Below are 19,311 nucleotides of genomic sequence, written 5' to 3'. Positions count from 1 at the left end.
GAGGGAGCTTGCTCCCGCTGGACTGCGCAGCAGGCCCATTTGCTGTGGTCACATCGCCGCAAAGCGAAAGCAAACCCCCTCTCCACAGAACAGCGACTACTTAGGTGGCTCAACTTTATCCAGCACCCGGTTCGCCGTAATCTCCGCCACCATGATGCTGTTCGAAATGCCCAACAAGGCATAGCGCGACTCACCCTCCAGATGATCCACCAACTGATGGACCATCACATCCACCGACGCCAGCGTCTCGACCAAAAAAACCGCCAGGGTTTCGGCCGTGGCTTCTGGGTCCACGGAAAACAGCTTACTGGATGTACGCGGGGTGGCTTTGATATCGGCGTTTGATGGGAAGTGGAAGTCGAGGGCGCGTTCGGCGGCTTCGTGGAGTTTTTTTGAATCGGGTTCGTATGGGGAAACTGGATCGGTGTCGGGTGGGTTGGGCGTAATTTTGAACATAAGCTCGCTTCTCAAATTGAGTGCCAACCTTCTTGCTGCTAAACGAGAGGGAGGCAGCTGTACGCAGGTTAGCAGACCGGGGAAGCTAGCAAAGCCGGCGCGCCCGAAGGCGCCCTGCGCACAACCACCATCAAGTGCAGGCGTGGGAATACCTGACTGACAAGAGCTCGTGCAGCTTGCTTGTAACCCCGGGCTGCTAAACCCGATCACTGAAGGGCAGTGACGGGAATCAAGTTACCGACCGACCCAAAAGCGCACAAGCCGGCGGATTCTGGTGCAGTCGTAGGCAACGGCGCAAGGTTTTGTAGCTTTCAGGACGTAACCTTGAGGGCGTTTAAACACGCGCCCTCAAGAGTTGTTGAATAAGCTGACGCACGCTTCCTACAGGCGGTGAAAGATCAGAAAAAATTCAGGAAGCCACTGCCGTATTTGTAAGGCTGACTGTCACAAATGTGGCAGCAACATGGTGTCTTGAATCAGTCGGCTATTGGCCAAAAGCAGACGGCCAGCCGTGTTCACCTCGTCAACATTCTCCGTAAAACAAGGCCGTGATAGTCAGTTGCTGCCCGCATCAAAGTGCAAACCTGAAGACTGTTCCTACTGATCTACTTGCCCCTTTATAACCAAAACATTGCAGGGCACCTTATACAGCACGTGCTCTGTAGTACTGCCAATTAGCTTGTGCAGCCCTTTTCGATGCATATCTCCCATTATGAGCACATCGGCTCGGCTATGAGCTGCGAAGTCGGACATCACCTTGGTTGGCGACCCTTCAATGAAGTGTTGTCGCTCAGAGGGTACGTGGTAGCTGTCAGCTAACGTAATGAAGGACTTATGCAGTGACCGACGTACTTCGTTGCTGAAGCCTGGCATCGTCACGGCACCGGCGCCGGCGTCAGAGATGTGTGTTTGCGATGGATCGAAGGCGTGCAGTAGGTGCAGCTCGGCATTGCACTGGATTGCCATCCGTTGCGCAGCCAGGATGATGTGATCGTTGATATCAGTGATCTGGTGCTCTGGATGCGACAAATCCACTGCTGCCACCACCACCCGTGGAAGTGGACACCTGACTTCGCTGACAAAATGAACAGCAACCGGACAATCGCGTATCAGGTGCCAATCCAGAGGCGTGACGAATACGCGTTTGAGCGCTGATTCGTGGTGTACGTCTTTGATAACCAGGTCCGGTTGCAAGTTTGTCACATGCTGAAGGATTTCTTGCAGTACGTTCCGAGCCAATGCAACCTCGGTGGTCACCGTAATGCCATTGCCGCGTATCAGTTGGGCTTCATCTTGCAGCCATTTCTGGTTCTCTTGCTGACAGATCTCGCGAAATTTCTTATTCCCGCTCATCAACCCCAAGATGCCGACATCTTCGATAAACACCGCGATATGCAGCACTGCACCAGTGGCTTTGGCAAGTGCGACTGCCCGCTCTAACGCTGGCGTGTGGCGCATGGCCGGACCGACAATCAGAAATAGGCGTTCATATTGGCTCATGTCGCACCTCCAGCATTCTGGGTTATCCGTTAGTTTGCGCCGGCACTCTCTTACGCCACACTATTGGCGACTTTCTACCGCCTCGATTTCCCTGATCGACAATACCAATATACGCCTGCATTCGGTAAACGCGCGCGTAGCGAGTCGACCTGCACACCTATCCACCCCATCACCCTGAATGCGCACATGTCAGCCCTATGCAAGCCAATCCCTGAAGACGATTTTCTGGAGATTCAGGACTGCTTTAGTCTGTCGACGACCTACTGAACCGGCACATTGAGGCGTCAAATACTCTTGGCAAGAACAAGATGATGGTCGGCCCTCCAATGACTTTCGACTTCTGAGAATGACCGGTTTTTGGCCGTTTTCTGCCTGTCGCGACCGGCTAAAAACGACCCATTGCTGCCGCTCATGCAGTCGTATTCCAGTAGAAATGGATGTACTCATCTTCATACTCCGCGAACAGCGAAACGATGAACTCCGTCTTCATTGAGTACATCAATAGCGCTCCAACGAAACCGGTCGACTCATGCAGCGGTTGTTTGAGCGGAGCGATCAAATCGATCGCCTGATCCGCAATCATCTGATTGAAAACCGCTTCTGAGATCTCCTCAAACTTAGCGTCGGAAACGTATCCCGCGAAATAACTTTCTCCTCCAGGCCGCCAATCGATCCATTCCGCGAAAAGCCAGAAATTTAATCCGTTCTCGCCTTGCCCCTTGCGGACTCTGGTTACCCTGATGCGCTCCTCAGATGAGCGGGATCTAAAGGCGCTTTGGGGATAAACCGTGTAGTAGATACCGGGGCAATGGTTGTGCGCTGTCCAAAAAGTCAGTTGCTCAATGGAGAGTTGATCAAAGTCACTTCTGTCGAACATGGAAGACCTAATGTTGGAGTCGTGCCAAAGGTGAGAACGCCCGATAGTAGCAAAATGCAGCGAAGATCTTTTTCGGGGACCGTCTGCTTTTGGCCGATTTCTGCCTTTCACGAAGGGCTGAAACCGGCCAATTGCCGCCCTTCACGATGGGCAGCAATGGGCAAATAGAGGACATACTCCATGGAGCATCTGTTGTCGGTTAATGAATTTCGGCAAGCTGGTACCTATTAAGATTAGGGCCCCTGCTATGCGCGGAAAGCTGAACAAGGCACTAATAACGTTGAGACCTGACTGCAACCTGACCTTTTATTAAAATGTAAAAATGGCCCTTTGAGGGTCTGTTTTATAAGTTAGCGTTCAATAGACTTACTACGTCGGCAACGTTCCGAGCAGTAGCGCACTTCCTCCCAGCAGCGAGCCCATTTCTTGCGCCATGTGAAGAGAAGGCCGCAGCACGCGCAAGTTTTGACTGGTAGCTCACTTTTTTTCACAACGTCTCACCGTTGTCTAATTTGTTGAGCAACAACTGGCCGCGCTGCCAAAGCGCCTGTTGTTTGGATTCAGGCATACGGTCGAGGTTTTTATAAATCATGCTCATGCGTTGATTGCCGCGCAGGCGGTCGCCGTGACGCATTAGGAAGTGCCAATAGAGCGCGTTGAAAGGGCAGGCATCGTCTGTGGTGCTTTCGCTCACTTTGTAGGCGCAGCCACGACAATAGTCGGACATGCGCTTAATGTATTGGCCGCTCGCGCAATAGGGTTTAGAACCTAGGTAGCCGCCATCGGCGTGCATGACCATGCCCAGTGTATTGGGTAGCTCCACCCAGTCGAAGGCGTCCATGTAGATAGCCAGATACCACTCACATATTTCACTCGGTGCGATACCGGCGAGCAGTGCGAAATTGCCGGTCACCATCAGCCGTTGGATGTGGTGAGCGTAGGCGTGCTCAAGGCTCTGGCTGATGGCTTGGCGCATGCAGTTCATCTGCGTTTCACCTGTCCAGTAGAACTCTGGAAGCGACCTCGTATTACCGAAGGCATTGCCATGGGCATAGTCAGGCATCTTCAGCCAGTAGACGCCTCGGACATACTCACGCCAGCCGATCAGTTGTCGAATAAAGCCTTCGGCGGCGTTGAGTGCAATGCTGCCGGACCAGTACGCAGACTCTACATCGCTGCAAAGCTGGCGAAGATCCAGCAAGCCAATATTGAGCGCCGCGCTTATACGGGCATGGAACAGAAAGGGTTCATCGCTAGCCATGGCGTCTTGATAGTCGCCGAAGGCGGCCAAGCCCCAGTCGAGGAAGTAATCCCATAGGGCCTGAGCTTCGGCGTGGGTTACCGGATAGTCGAACGTGTCGAGTACACCATAGTGACTGGAGAAGTTTTTTGCCACTAACGCAAGCACATCCTGGGTGATTGCATCTGGCGTAAAACGGGCTGGCGAAGGAGGCCTGACTCCCTTGGGCAATGCCTTGCGGTTTTCCGCATCGAAGTTCCAGGCGCCTCCGATCGGGCTGCCGTCACCATTGAGTAACAACCTGCTCCTGCGGCGCATCTCTCGATAAAAGAACTCCATGCGTAGCTGTTTTTTACCTTGCGCCCAGTTAGAGAAATCGGCACGTGTGCAAAGAAAGCGACTATCGGAATGCCACTGTATAACCAAGCCACAGTCCCTGAGTGAATGCTCCAGACGCCAGTCACCGCACTCCGTCATGTGGAGTTCATCCGGCTGTAGGTGTGCCTGCCAGCGGTGCAGCTCGCTCGGCACTGATCCAGTATTTTCCGGATCATCGAGCGTCACGTACTGCACCCTGATTCCCCTCTGCTGCAAAGCTTCGGCGAAGTGCCGCATAGCGCTGAAAATCAAAGTGATTTTTTGCGGATGATGGAGGACGTGGCTGGCTTCTTCCATCACCTCGACCAAGAGCACCATATCGCTTTCTTTATCTAGCACCTGCAGAGAGGCGAGGTCGAAGGATAATTGGTCGCCTAAGACGAGGCATAATCGGCGAGTCCTATTCATCAAGTAGGTTCCAGTTGATGGTGAGCGTAAAGGCCCAATGACTTCGTAGATTTAATCCACAGAACGTTTTTTAAGAAGGGAGGGTGCTTATTCTTGTACAAGAATAAGGAAATGTACAATTTTCTTGTGTGGTTTTGGCGGGAAAACGCCAGCAATTTTTTCTGATTGGGTGCGGACGCTGCTCGCAGAGCGACGTATCAGGATCACCGGCGCTGACAGAACAACCCAGGACGCTTTTACGGCCTGTAATGTCCGCTTCTGGCCGAAAGCAGCTATTCGAAACCAACCGCTTCCAACCCAGAGCGCCCCCCCCTGGCCAACCGTTCTGACAGTTTGCGCAGGCGCTGAAACTGCTCCGCCGTTTTTTTTGCTGAGCTACCGCACTTCTCCCACCACGATTCTACAAACGACCTTCTTTGTAGATAGACGACTGAAGAAACTCTGCTATCAGCGATGCAACCTGCTGTTGAATCACCCCACGCGAGCGAGCGCCGTCGCCATCCCGGCAAATAATGCCATCGCCTGGCACGTCTTCTTCGAGCATTGCTTCCGCGCCAGGTTTGCACACCGACAAGAAGCTGAAGTGGCTTGCGTCGCTGATTTCGACGTAACGGCTTGATGCCGCAGGCAAGCGTTTGGCCAGGTTGGCGGACTCCAACTCAGCAGGGAGTTCGCGCGACGGTACGCCGGCGGCGATCACCAGCGCTGGTATCGGCAGCGCGGCCAAGCTTTCATCGGTCATGCCCCGTGAAAGGCCCAAGTCCAATGTAACCACGGCGGTGACGCGTTTATCGCGCAAATCGGCGGTCAACGCGGCCTTTGATTCTGAGGTGCTTGCAGGGTTTATCTTTTCATAGACGGTGCAACTTGCTAACTGCGGGTGGGCTTTGCAGTCATGGGCGAAGCGGTCTGGATCGAAGCGAGCACCGGCGATTTCCAGGGCGGTCCAGCCGCCGAGTGAATGGCCTACCACTGCAATTCGGTCATTGTCGACCAAGCCGAATTTTTCGGGTTGAGTCGTGACGCTATCAATGGCTCGGCGCAAATCAATGGGCCGCTGCCATAACTGCGCCGCAGCTTGAGGGCTACGGTCATGAGTGGTGGTGCCAGGGTGGTTGATTGCGGCGACGATGTAACCCCTTTGAGCCAGAGCACTGGCAAGCCAGATCTGGTTGCTCCAGTTTCCTCTGTACCCGTGGGAGAGCACCAATAATGGATGTTTGCCAGCAGCGGGCGGCGCGTCACGAACAGCAGAAGCCCCGACGAACACCACATCATCGCCAATCATTTGCGTGGCAGCGGTAATTGCGCTGGGGTACCAGACGACCATCTCCAGTGAGCGGTCATTCTGCGAGTCAGGCAGTGTGGAAGATTGGAAGCCGACAGGGTTCTCGTCAGCGAGTGCGAGGGTAGTCAGGCAGCTCAACAACAGGGCGCAGAAAGCTATTTTCAATGTCGTTTCTTCCTTGATTAGACAAGTGCATGGCAACCTGAATCCGCCGTCAGGCGCATCCATCTTCGTACAGAGTCGACGCTAATTTGGCTGCATGTAAGCACGGATATTAAAGCTCACATTCGAACCGCTGCGCATTACTTTCATCGTTAGCGCTATCCGCGGTCTTTAATGAGAAGGCTGAACAGCCGCTTTCGGCTGTTGATTCAACCGGTCGATGCAACAGGCAAAAACAGGTTTTGGCTACCGCTTACTCCCTGATCGCATCCATACAAGCGAGGGGGCCGATTGATCTCCGGGAAAATAAATCCGTCCCGAATGGCACTTACTTAGCAGCTAACCAATTGAGCTGAAAGCAAAAAATGAAGAAGGGCTGGTCTTGGTAGGCAAAACCAAGGCAAATATGAAGGTTTAAACCGCCTTGCTGCTCCGCCAAAAGGCCAGGACAAAAAAATTGGAGAGGGGCTGAGCCTCAAGATTAGAGTTTTGCGCAGCGAGCTCTGCGTCAAGTCGCGAGACAAAAACCCGAACTACAGAGATGCCATTGGATGTCGTTGTACAGCTCACCTCTTGGTACTGACCATCTCTGTTTTTTTGGTCAAGCCATAGAGACGGATTGAAGATTTAAAGGTAGAGGACTGATGCATCCATGCTCCAGAAAATAATAACAAGGCACCAAAAAACGAGAGGGAAAATCTGCAATTGACTCAGTCTATTGAGCTCAATATAAAAGCATTTCTGATATGCCTGTGGGGCATGCCCCCCCTTAGCCTGCTTAGCTCAAGCCCACTCATGCTGATACTGGTCAGATTGTCAGGTAAGGATAAGTTTGTCGATGGTAAGCGTTTGGGCATTCCGTTTTGTGTAACTAATCCGGTTACCACCGATGCGGCAGCAGGCCCCTGACTTTACTTGCCCACTGTGTGGGCGGGCACGCGCATTGATCCGCTTAATCCGCGCCTCGCCAAGGTTAAGAGTCGCCAGCAATAAAAAAAGGGAGGGCATCCATTGCCCTCCCTCCTCTGTACACGCTCCCTGCGCTAATACTGATCAGGACCTCAAGTAGCCAAAATGAAGTCCGTAGCAGTGACTGTTGTCGCGTCGGCCACACCTACCAGGCGGATGGACTCAGCTCCTGCGGAGCTGATCAAGGTATCCGCACCGACATCGGTGATGATGACGGTGGCGGCAAAGGTCGCAGCTGTGACGCCGAACGCGGAAATATCGAGCAGGTCCTGGCCTCCCGCCGCGTTAGCATCGAAGCTGATGATCTGATCGGTTCCGAAGCCCGCTGCGAACAGGAAGACATCGTTGCCACTGCTGGCATCCATGATGTCGTTGCCGGCACCACCCGTGACCGTATCGTTGCCAGCACCACCATCGATAGAGTCATTGCCGATGCCACCCAACAACGTGTCGTTACCGATACCGCCGAGCAGCGTGTCGTTGCCATCGCCACCCTGGAGCAGATCGTTGCCGGTACCGCCATCCAGGCTGTCGTCACCCAGCCCGCCGAGCAGCGTGTCGTTGCCGAGGTCACCATTGAGCGTGTCGTTACCGCCGTTGCCGGTGAGGATGTCGTCGCCGCTGCCACCATTGAGGATGTCATTACCTGCCCCGGCGGTGATGACGTTGTTCGACACGTTGCCGTTGCCAACGAAGTTGCCGATTCCGGTATAGGACAGGTTCTCGACGTTGGCGCTGAGCGTGTAGCTGGCCAGCGAAGTCTGAACGGTATCCGTACCGCCACCTGCCACTTCGACCACCACGTCCGCGGTTGCATCGACGACGTAGGTGTCGTTGCCGCCTCCCCCAACTAGCTGGTCAGCGCCCGCCCCGCCATTGAGGACGTCGTTCCCGACTCCGCCGGTCAGCGTGTTGGCCAGCGCATTACCGGTACCGGTGAAGTTACCGACCCCGGTGAAGGCCAGGTTCTCGACGTTGTCACCCAGCAGGTAGCTAGCCAGACTGGTTTGCACCAGGTCGGTACCACCACCCAGCGCCTCGGTGACGGTGTCACCGACGTTGTCGACCACAAAGGTGTCGTTGCCGACACCGCCGTTCATGACATCCGCGCCGAGCCCACCATTGAGGATGTCGTTGCCGCTATCACCATTGAGGGTGTCATTACCTGCGCCGCCGGTGATGACGTTGTTCAACGCGTTGCCGTTGCCGGCGAAGTTGCCGACGCCGGTAAAGGTCAGGTTTTCGATGTTGGCACCCAGTGTGTAGCTGGCCAGGGTCGTCTGCACGGTATCCGTACCGCCACCCACCGCTTCAACCACCACGTCCGCTGCATCGATGACGTAGGTATCGTTGCCGGCTCCCCCAATCAACTGGTCTGCACCCGCACCGCCATTGAGGACGTCGTTACCGACCCCGCCGGTGAGGGTGTTGTCCAGCGCATTACCGGTGCCGGTGAAGTTGCCGGCCCCGGTGAAGGTCAGGTTCTCGACGTTGGCAGCCAGTACGTAGTTAGCCAGGCTGGTTTGCACGAGATCGGTACCACCCCCCAGCGCCTCGGTGACAGTGTCACCGACGTTGTCGACCACAAAGGTGTCGTTGCCGGCACCGCCGTTCATGGCATCTGCGCCGAGCCCGCCGTTGAGGATGTCGTTGCCGTCCCCGCCACTGAGGGCGTCGTTACCGACCCCGCCGGTGAGGGTGTTGGCGAGCGCATTACCCGTACCGATGAAGTTACCGGCTCCGGTATAGGTCAGGTTTTCGACGTTGGCACCGAGCACGTAGCTAGCCAGGCTGGTTTGCACCAGGTCGGTACCACCGCCCAGCGCCTCGATGACGGTGTCACCGACGTTGTCGACCACAAAGGTGTCGTTGCCGGCACCGCCGTTCATGGCATCTGCGCCGAGCCCGCCGTTGAGGATGTCGTTGCCGTCCCCGCCACTGAGGGCGTCGTTACCGACCCCGCCGGTGAGGGTGTTGGCAAGCGCATTACCCGTACCGATGAAGTTACCGGCACCGGTATAGGTCAGGTTTTCGACGTTGGCACCGAGCACGTAGCTAGCCAGACTGGTTTGCACCAGATCGGTACCACCACCCACCGCCTCGATGACGGTGTCACCGACGTTGTCCACCACAAAGGTGTCGTTGCCGGCACCGCCGTTCATGACATCCGCGCCAAGCCCACCGTTTAGGGTGTCGTTGCCGTCCTCGCCATTGAGGATGTCGTTGTCGTCTCCGCCGTTGAGAATGTCATTGCCAGTGCCGCCCAACAAAAGGTCAGAACCCGCCAGGCCATTGAGCGTATCGTTCCCGCCCAGGCCATTCAGCACATCGTCACCCGTGCCGCCCGTGAGGGTGTTCGCCGCAGCGTCCCCCGTAAGCACCACGCCGGGCGGTACCGCCGCCGTCGCCGCAGAGGTCACCGACTCCAGCGTGCCGAAGCCATCGGTGTAGCTCACGATCACCCGCAGTTGCAGATTGCCCTGCGCCCCACCAGGGGTGAAAGTCGCAGCGGTCGCGCCGTTAATGTCGGTGAAGGAAGCACCGGTACCTTGCTGCCATTGGTAGCTGAAGGTGCCCAGCCCATCCACATCGGCAATCCCGGCCGTCAGCGCGGTCAGCACCTGCCCTTGTTCAGGCGTCGTGTCGCTGATCAGCAACGCGCCTGTCGGTGCATCGTTGACGTTGGCGACCGGGTCCGAGGGGTCGGACGCCACGCTTTCGGCCACACCGAAGTCATCCACGTAACTGACCACCACGCGCACCTGATCGCCGACCTGGTCCTGGCTCAGCGTGAAGGTGCTACCGGTGGCGCCGACGATGTTGACGAAGCTGACCCCATTGGTCGCCTGCCACTGGTAGGTGAACTGCGGATTACTGAGACCATCAAGGTCGATGATGCTCGACGGGTCAGCGGTCAACAGTTGGTTCTGCACCAAAAGTCCGTTTACGCTCGGCCCTGCGGTCGGTGTGCTGTTCCCCGACGAGTCGACGATCTCCAGTGTACCCTTGGTATCCTGATACACCGCCCGGACGCGGATGTTCAGGCCCGCCACATCGTCCGCCACCCGGTAGGTGGTGCCGGTCGCCCGCGAAGCTTCGCCGGCGGCGATAACGGTGATGTCTTCATAGATGCCCGTGCCAGGAATGTTTTCCACCTGCCAGTAGTAAGCCACCGCACCGGTTACCGCGCCGGTCGGATTGACCCCGCTTACGTTGTCCGCATCGTGTACCGCTCGATTACTGACGCGCAGTAACTGGCCGGCCACAGGCGTATCGTCACGCAGACCGGTAGCATCATCGAGGATCGCCAGATGACCCGATGGGCCCTCGTTCAAGGCGGTGCCAACGCCGGACGACTGCGCCAGGTCAGAGAACTGCAGACGCTCGATGCCTGTCAGGCGATCGACACCGTCACGCCCCGCCACCAGGTCGGTCACGATGACAGTATTGCCCTCGACCTCGACGATGTATTCCGTCGAATTTCCGGAGAACACCGCGGTGTCGAAGCGGTCATTGCCGGTCAGAATCTCCCGTTTGATGATCAACTGTCCCGGGTTGTACGTACCGTTCAGCATGAACGGCACCAGCGGCTCCATGCTGTCGAACGTGGCGATTTCCGGGCCAGTGCCATCAGCGTTTGCCCGCACGCTGATGCGTACATTCAGCCACTTGTCACCATCGATGATGTCGTCGCCACCACGACCTTCGATAAGATCGCTGCCGCTGCCACCGAGGATGATGTTGCCGCCATCGAAGAACGTCGCTCCGGCCGGCAGCACATCCGCCAGGCCGTCGATCAGGTTGATGTTGGTCAGCACACTGCCGGTCGCGCCGGCGGTCGGTAGCGACGTCGCGTCTTCGTTATCACCGCGCAGGAAGTCACCGTGCGCCGAACCCGACAGCCCCTCCATGATGTCGAAACGCACGAGCGCCGAGGCACCCGAGCCCGGCACCGGAGGTACATCGAAAAAGCGGTCGGTGAAATCGATGGACACGCCTTGGGCAAGACCCTTGAAGGTTGCCCAGTCATAGCCGGAACCGCCGATATAGCGGTCACCGAGGCCGAGACTGCCGACCATGATGTCGTCGCCGCCCTCGCCGTTGAACTTGTCGTTTTCGCCAGCGCCGATGAACACATCGTGGCCGATTACAGGGTCGTTGCCGAGCGGGTCGAAATTGTCGCCAGGCGCACCGTCCGACGTGCCCTTCTCGATCCAGTCGTCGCCTTCGTTACCCATGTCTTGTTCGTTGGCTTTACTGCCCAGAATGAAGTCGTTGCCGTGGCCACCAATGGCCTCGGAGGCGTCCTCACCGGTGACGATGAAGTCATTGCCAAAGCCGCCAATGATCAGGTTGACGCCGTTGCCACCGTGCAGCACGTCGTTGCCGTCGCCACCCTGGATGTTATCGTCGCCACCGCGGTCGCTGATGATGTCGTCGCCGGCGCCACCGCGCAGTTGGTCATTACCGTCACCACCTTCGATGCGATCGTTGCCGCCGTCGCCCCAGACCGTGTCATCGCCTTCACTTGCGATGAGGATGTCTGCGTTGTTGGTGCCGCCCAGCACGATGTGCTCTTCACCGGTGTATTTGATGTAGTTGGTGTCCGCCCCTGCGGTCAGCGGGTTGTCGCGGAACACCACCTGCTCGCCGTTCTCGCCAAGTGGATCGGCGTTGCCCAGGCCTTCGTTGAACTGCTTGCTCTGGTCCCTTTCCAGATAGAACCCTGGGTCCGAGAACACCAGGCCCGGCAAGTGCGTGGCCGAGGTGTTGGCCATGATCAGCTTGGCGAACGAGTTGCTTTCCAGTTCGGCATTCATCGACAGGCCAGCGGTACGCTCCAGATAGTAGAAGCGGTCGCCGTCCTGCAGTTTTTCCAGCTGGTTCTCGAACACGAAGTTGAAGGTCGAGCCCAACATGCCGCCGAACGGGGTTTTCTCTTCGGCCAGGCCGCCGATCCACAGGTCGATGGCATCGACACCCGTGATCGTCACACCCTTCAGATCATCGGCAGTCCCCAGCACCCCGTCCTTGCCCGCCCGCGTCACGTTGGCCCAAGTGCCAGTGCCGTTGAGGAAGTCCAGCCGATCGGATGGCTCGTTAACACCCCCATCGCCAAATACCAGCAACATCGCCGCGGCGCGTTTAGCTTCCAGCGTGGTCGCCGCCGTGATCGTGCTATGCGTGCCATAGGCCGCGATGAAGTTGATCAACGACTCCGGATGTTTGAGGTGTTGGACCAGGTCGACCCAGCTGGTGTAAGGCTTGAGTTGGGTATCACCGGTCTGGCTGTAGATGTCGCGGCGGACCGCGTTGAGCGAAGGAATCCCCACGTCGCGGCCACGGGCGATATTGATCGCCGGCAGGTCAAGCGGCAGGCCGAGCAGGTTACTGCGCAGCGCCTCGGTGACGAACTCGTCGATTTCGTTACCGGCTTGCCGAGTCATCCCACGCACGATCGCACTGGTCGCATCCTCGGGCGTTACGCCACTGGCGGCGTACGCCAACGGGTTGAGGAACGCCGCGATCAGGCCGAGTTGCTGATCAGGATCAGCACTGTTCGGATCGCCGACCACGTTGAAATCGACATCGAAGCGATCGACGGTCTCGGTCAGCATCGAGTGGCCAAACCGGTACACGGTGTGGGCGAACTCGGCGACGATCGAGGCATCGAGGTCAACGTCATAGACCTGGGTCGGCGCGAAGAACAGGTCGACGTTGGGCTGGATGGTCCGGGCAAACTCCTCGAACACCAGGTGCTGATACTGCATCTCGGTGCCGAACTTGGCAGCCTGGAACAGGCGCTCGCCATTCCACACCAGCGCATCGATCTCGGCCTGGTTGGCGGGCAACCCGCTCACCGGAGTCAGCAGCCACTCGTTGAGGAAGGCCAGGTCTGCCGAATCGAGCACGGTGTCCTTGGTCTGCGCGACCAGCCGATTGTGCTCGGAGTGGAAAATCGCATGCACCGCGGTCAGGCCAATGTTCTCGTTGACCCGGCCGTCGCCAGCGATGTAATGCGCATCGAGCAACTCGTTGTCGTAGGCCAGGTTGGCCCCGGTGTGCGGATTGGCCGGCACTGCGTTGCCAATATCGGAATCCGCGTCAGGCACGAGCACGCCACTGCTGAACACCGGCGCTGCATTGTGAGCAATGTCGGCGAGGAACTGGTGACCGGTGCGCACCGCATTGGTCAGGCTAATGGGGGAAAGCGGATTGCCTTCGACCAGAACGTCATCAGCCGTGCCGCCCAGACCGTCAACCCCCTTCATCACGACCATCGGGAAGCCGTTCGGCCCCTTGATGAAATTGCCATAGGCGTCGGTCGCCAACAGTGGCGAGTTACTGACGTCGGCATCGGTCAGGTGGATACCCAGAATATCGTTGGCCTGCGCCTTGACCACCTTCCAGGTCGCCATGCCTCCGATTTCGCTGTCGTCTGCGGTGCCAAACTTGCCATCCGCCCCCAGGTCACGGTTAGTGATCAGTCTGCCGGTCGCGATCGGGCCGTTGTCGGTCAGCTCATAACCGCGCAGGAACACCTGGTGCGACGGGTGCGAGCTGTAGGTCTGGTTTTGGTCCACGAATGGCGACGTGGTGTTGGTGTGCTCATGGATGTCGTCGGCCGTGCCGAGAACGCCATCCGCACCTGGCAGGTTGGTCGCGCGGGTCAGCACCATGAAGTTGGTGTGGCCACCTGGCACATACAGCGGATCATCCGGTTGCAGCGGGATGAAGATGGTGCCCGAACCGCCTTTGGTCAGCAGGTCCAGACCATGATCGAAGAACTGCCCGAAGAAGGTCATCCAGGCATTGAACGGCGCGGACAACCCTGCATCCGCCGTGGTGTTCTCGAACAGGTACACATCATGGTCGTCGCCCGTACCGAACTGACCATCCATGCCGGGGCTGGCGACGATCCGTACGCCATCCTTGAGCACGTCATCGTTGTCCGGCGCGCCGTAGTTGAGCACACCGTCCGCCCCCGAGTCGTAAGCCGTGGCATACGCCGCCGGGTTGTTCGACGTCTGGTCGACGATCAGATTACTGATGGTGCGCGGCTGCGAGTCAAACACAGCCCCGCTGGTTTGCTGATATGACGATCCCGGGATGGCCGGCGAGCCGGGGCCGAAGAATCCGGCAGGAGCACCTTCGGCCGGATTGAAGACCGGATCGGTCAGCCGCGGAAAGACGTTATCGGCAGCACCATATTGGGTGTTGTTGATGCCATTGAGGTTCATCAGGTTGTTGTTCGATCCATCGACCGCACGCAAGCCCAAGGGTGCGCGGATATTCGGGATCAACGAGAGGATGTCCTGACCGGCCGCGTCAGCCTCGGCAATCTTGATCTGATCAAGAATGAAGTTGAGGTCGGAGCGGACCATGTGAAGGCCCTCGCCGCCCTCGGTGGCATTGACGACGGGTGTCGGGGCCGTCGGCACAACCAACGCGCCGGGAGCCACCACGGCCGTCGGTTGCGAGAACACTACTTCAGTAGTGCCATGCCCATCCTGGTAGATCGCCTTGACCCTCAGTGACAACCCGGCGAGATCAGGCGAGACCTTGAAGGTGGTGCCGTCTGCGCTCTGGAATGCCAGGTCACCGGCAGGCAGCAGAATGATGTCTTCGAAAACGCCGGTGCCCGGGTCGGATTCGAACTGCCAATAGTAGGACACCGACGAGTTGTTGAGACTTCCCCCGCCGGCGTTGTTGGCGTCGGTCACCCCGGCCACGCTGACAACCAGTGTGTCACCCACCGTGATCGCCCCACCGTTTCCATCCGCGATGGCAGGCCGGCCGACGGGTTGCGCATTAAGCCCCGGCACCAGCACTTGCTGGGTATCGGCGAACTGCAGGCGTTCGATATGCAGCAGGGTATCGACGCCGTCGCGCCCCGCCACGGTATCGGCCACTGTCCAGACATCGTCCGCCAAGCTGGCCGTGCCGCGGTCGTCCTGTGTCACCACATACTCGGACTGGACGCCGGAGAAAAACGCGGTATCGAAAGCCGCCCCGCCCGTCGAGGTACCGGGCAGGATTTCCCGCACTGCCTTGAGCTGGCCCGGGTTATAGGTGCCGTCCAACATGAAGGGGATCATGTCGACCATGCTGTCGAAACTGGCGATCTCTGGACCGGTATGATTAACATCGCCGGCGTCATAAACCGCAATCCTGACGTTGAGCCATTTGTCGCCGTCGATCAGGTCATCGCCCCCGCGACCTTCGATCAGGTCACTGCCGTCGCCACCCAGGATGATGTTGCCCGTGGCAAAGCCGGTGGTCGGCAAACCGGCATCAGCCAGAAGCTGCGCCAGTCCCCGGATCAACGCCACATTGGTCAACGCACTGCCGGTGGCACCACCGTGGTCGAGGATAGTGGCCGCATCGATGTTATCGCCTTTGAGCACATCGCCGAATTTCGAACCGGACAAGCCTTCGACCTCGGCAAAACGGTCGAGGATCGAGGCCGGCGAGGCGCCGACCGGATTGAACGGCCCGTTGTTCTGGTTTGGCGCGTTGCCGTGTGGCTGCGCCAGCGCGGCCATGGTCAGGTCAACGGTCACGCCGACCCTGTCATTTTTGTGTGTCACCCAGTCGAAACCGGACATGCCGTCCATATTGTCCTGGGCATCGCTGCCGACAAAGATGTCATCGCCACCCTCGCCGATCATTTCGTCGAAGCCAGCACCCCCTATAAAGATGTCGTTGCCGATCACATCGTCGTTGAGCAAGGGCGAGGCGTTATCGCCAGGTGCACCGTCCTGGGTGCCCTTTTCGATCCAGTCATCGCCTTCGTTGCCGGTGGCTGGCAGGTTGGTCTTGGCACCAAGGATGAAATCGTCACCCTGACCGCCAAACGTGGTGCTGACATCTTCGGTGGTGACGATGAAGTCCTGCCCATCGCCTCCCAGGATCAGATTGCCTCCAGCCAGCATGCTACCGGCCACGATCACATCGTTGCCGGCATTGCCTTCAAGACGGTTGTCGCCGAACGAGTCGGTGATGATGTCATCGCCCGCGCCACCCAGTACCGCATCGTTCCCGGCGCCACCTTCAAGACGGTCGTTGCCGCCGTCACCGTAAAGGGTGTCATCGCCGTCACCGGAGATGATGATGTCATTACCGGCGGTGCCGCCCAGGACAACATGGTCTTCACCGGTGTATTGCAGATAATTACTGTCGGCACCAGGGGTGTTGGGGTTGTCTCGGATCACCAGTGGCACGATTTCCACGCCGTTGATCATGAGGCCGCCCGTCGGGTCGGCGCCGCCATTTGTGCCAAGGCCGGTGAACTGATTGGCCTTATTCACTTCCAGGGTGTACGTAGGCGTCAGGAACACGGTGTTAGACAGGTGGGTAACATCGGTGTTGAGCATGATCAGCTTGGCAAAGGAGTTGTTTTCCAGCTCGGTGCCGAAGTTCAGGCCAGCGGTGCGTGACAGGTAGTAGAAGCGGTCGCCGTCCTGCAACGCCTCCATCTGGGTTTCAAACACGAAGTTGAACGTCGAGCCGAGCATGCCGCCGAACGGCATCTTCTGCTCGGCGAGGCCACCGACCCAGAAGTCGATGTCGTCGACACCCGTGATCGTCACACCCGTCAGATCGTCTGCAGTGCCCAGCACCCCATCCTTGCCGGCCCGCGTTACGTTGGCCCAGGCACCGCTGCCGTTGAGGAAGTCCAGGCGGTCAGCCGGCGAACCTGCACCACCGAATACCAGCGCCAAGGCTGCAGCGCGTTTGTCGGCCAGCGTGGTCGCCGCGGTAATCGTGTCATGCGTGCCGTAGGCAGCGATGAAGTTAACCAACGACTCGGGGTGCTTGAGGTTGTCTGCCAGGTCAGCCCAACTGATGTACGGCTTGAGTTGGCTGTCACCGGTTGATTCGTAGAACTCACGGCGTGCCTCATTCAGCGTGGGGATGCCAGTGTCGCGACCACGCGCCAGGTTCAGGGCGGGCAAATCGAGCGGCAGACCGAGCAGATTGTTGCGCAACGCTTCAGTGACGAACTCGTCGATCTCGTTGCCGAGCTGGCGGGTCACACCGCGGATGATCGCCCCTGCCGCTTCGTCCGCAGTAGCCCCGCTGCCGGCGAACGCCAGCGGGTTGAGGAAGGCCGCGATCAGACCCATTTGCGAGTCCGGGTTGTTCGGGTCAGTGAGCAGCGGATTGAACTCGGGATCGAAACGATCGACGGTCTCGGTCAACATCGAGTGACCGAAGCGATACACCACGTGGGCGAACTCGGCGAGGATGGCCGGGTTGATCGAGGTGTCATACCCGTTGGGTGCAAGGAATGCATCGATCTGCGGCTGAACGGTACGCCCGAACTCCTCGAACACCAAGTGCTGGTACTGCATCTCGGTGCCAAACTTGGCGGCCTGGAACAGGCGTTCGCCGTCCCACACCAATGCTGCGATTTCGGCGAGTGTCGTCGGTATTGCGGCGACGTCGTCCACCAGCCACTCATTGAGGAACGCCAGATCGCCGGCGGCCAGGATGGTTTGCTTGGATTGCTGGACGAGGCGGTTGTGCTCGGAGTGGAACACATGGTGCACGGCGGTCAGGCCAATGTTTTCGTTCGCCCGTCCGTCGCCGGCAATGTAGTGGGCGTCGAGCAGTTCATTGTCATAGGTCAGGTTCTTGCCGCCCGCACCAACGGGCTGCGCATTGCCGACATCGGCGTCGGCATCCGCCTGCAGAACCCCACCGACGACCACTGGCGCGGCATTGTGGGCGATGTCGTCAAGGAAACCATGCCCGGTGCTTACGGCGCTGGCCAGACTGATCGGAGCATCCCGATTGCCTTCGACCAGTTGCGTGACGTCATCAGCCGTCCCGGCAATACCGTCGGTACCGTTGCTGGTGCGCATCACCACCTGCGGCATACCGTTCGGCCCCCGAACGAAGTTGCCATAGGCATCAGTGGCCAGCAGCGGCACGTTGTGCACATCAACGTCGGTCAGGTTGATGCCGAGAATGTCACGGGCCTGAGCTTTTACCACTGCCCAGGTGGCCATGCCGCCGCTTTCGCCGTCGCCATCATCGGCAGTGCCGAACTTTCCATCGGCGCCGAGATCGCGGTTGGTAATCAGGCGCCCCGTTGCAATAGGGTCACCTGCCGCGTTCAGGACGTACTCGCGCAGGAACACCTGATGCGACGGGTGCGAGCTGTAGGTCTGGCTCTGGTCTACGAATGGCGAGGTGGTATTGGGCTGGCCATCATCGGAAGTGCCGATTATTCCGTCCGCGCCGGCAGTACGCACTGCTCGTGACAGCACCATGAAATTGGTCGGGCTGCCCGGGACGAACAACGGATCGTCGGGCTGTAGCGGAATATAAACGATGTCAGTACTGCTCTTGCTCAACAGGTCCAGGCCGTGGTCGAAGAACTGGCCGAAGAAGGTCATCCACGAGTTGAAGCCGGCGGTCAGACCGACGTCCGGCGACTCGTTGGGGATAAAGAACACTTCCTTGTCGTCGTCCGTGCCGAACACGCCGTCCAGGCCGGGGCTGATCACCGGGTCGGCACCGCCGTTCGCCGCAACCGCTGCCGGGTTGTTGGCTGTCTGGTCGTTGATCAGGTTACTGATAATCCTTGGCTGCGGGTCGACCACAGTCCCTGTCCCGGCGTACGCCGCTCGATACGAGGCATCAAGCAGGCGCAGGAAGGAATTGTCCGCAGCGCCAAACTCGCTTTGCCCGGTGACCAGGTTGTTGTAGCTGCCATCGACGGTTCGCAGGCCGAATGGGACCTGACTGTTGGGGAGTAAATCACCAAGGCTGGTGCCGTTGGCATGCGCCTCTGCGATGAAAATTTGCTTGAGGATGAATTCCAGGTCCGACTTGTTGAAATTGGCCATTGCGGTGTCCTCGATCTATTGGGAGAAAAGCACGGGACGATGAAACCCTCCCACGCCCAGTCAGGTGCTGGCTTGCGCAGTTCGTTGGATCGGTTGTTTGGCGAGAGCAGGCGTGGATCAGGCAAAGCCGTCCCCTGCGCCCGGTAATGCGCGCCTGGAATTCGCGGAATGA

General features: G+C 58.4%; 7 protein-coding genes. All 7 read right to left on the bottom strand.

Annotated elements, in window-relative coordinates; translation table 11 throughout:
* Positions 1–96 precede the first annotated feature (96 nt).
* On the bottom strand, positions 97–456 hold the full coding sequence (locus ACYZTM_RS26440; protein WP_461985466.1) for a DUF6124 family protein: 360 nt from the start codon (positions 454–456) through the stop codon (positions 97–99).
* Positions 457–1,053: 597 nt separating this feature from the next.
* Positions 1,054–1,956: a universal stress protein gene (locus ACYZTM_RS26435; RefSeq protein ID WP_461985464.1), complete on the bottom strand. Its 903-nt coding sequence runs from the start codon at positions 1,954–1,956 to the stop codon at positions 1,054–1,056.
* A 409-nt stretch (positions 1,957–2,365) separates the two neighbouring features.
* Positions 2,366–2,833: a hypothetical protein gene (locus tag ACYZTM_RS26430; protein WP_461985462.1), complete on the bottom strand. Its 468-nt coding sequence runs from the start codon at positions 2,831–2,833 to the stop codon at positions 2,366–2,368.
* A gap of 350 nt (positions 2,834–3,183) precedes the next feature.
* On the bottom strand, positions 3,184–3,324 hold the full coding sequence (locus ACYZTM_RS26425; protein ID WP_461974804.1) for a DUF2256 domain-containing protein: 141 nt from the start codon (positions 3,322–3,324) through the stop codon (positions 3,184–3,186).
* Complete coding sequence (locus ACYZTM_RS26420; protein ID WP_461985460.1) at positions 3,321–4,859, bottom strand: cryptochrome/photolyase family protein; 1,539 nt, start codon at positions 4,857–4,859, stop codon at positions 3,321–3,323. Before ACYZTM_RS26420 ends, ACYZTM_RS26425 begins: the two co-directional genes overlap by 4 nt.
* Before the next feature lie 400 nt (positions 4,860–5,259).
* Positions 5,260–6,312: an alpha/beta hydrolase family protein gene (locus ACYZTM_RS26415; RefSeq protein ID WP_461989220.1), complete on the bottom strand. Its 1,053-nt coding sequence runs from the start codon at positions 6,310–6,312 to the stop codon at positions 5,260–5,262.
* Positions 6,313–7,370: 1,058 nt separating this feature from the next.
* Positions 7,371–19,139 carry a peroxidase family protein gene (locus tag ACYZTM_RS26410; protein WP_461985458.1) on the bottom strand — a complete coding sequence of 3,923 codons (11,769 nt, stop codon included), beginning with the start codon at positions 19,137–19,139 and terminating at the stop codon, positions 7,371–7,373.
* Positions 19,140–19,311 lie beyond the last annotated feature (172 nt).

The organism is Pseudomonas sp. MDT2-39-1, from assembly GCF_054898085.1.
The sequence above is the reverse complement of the archived record's forward strand: the minus strand, read 5'-3'. Positions and strand labels throughout refer to the sequence as shown.

Excerpts from the sequence above, each read along its gene's own strand:
- ACYZTM_RS26440 (WP_461985466.1), bottom strand. The coding sequence starts at position 456 with ATGTTCAAAATTACGCCCAACCCACCCGACACCGATCCAGTTTCCCCA.
- ACYZTM_RS26435 (WP_461985464.1), bottom strand. The coding sequence starts at position 1,956 with ATGAGCCAATATGAACGCCTATTTCTGATTGTCGGTCCGGCCATGCGC.
- ACYZTM_RS26430 (WP_461985462.1), bottom strand. The coding sequence starts at position 2,833 with ATGTTCGACAGAAGTGACTTTGATCAACTCTCCATTGAGCAACTGACT.
- ACYZTM_RS26420 (WP_461985460.1), bottom strand. The coding sequence starts at position 4,859 with ATGAATAGGACTCGCCGATTATGCCTCGTCTTAGGCGACCAATTATCC.
- ACYZTM_RS26410 (WP_461985458.1), bottom strand. The coding sequence starts at position 19,139 with ATGGCCAATTTCAACAAGTCGGACCTGGAATTCATCCTCAAGCAAATT.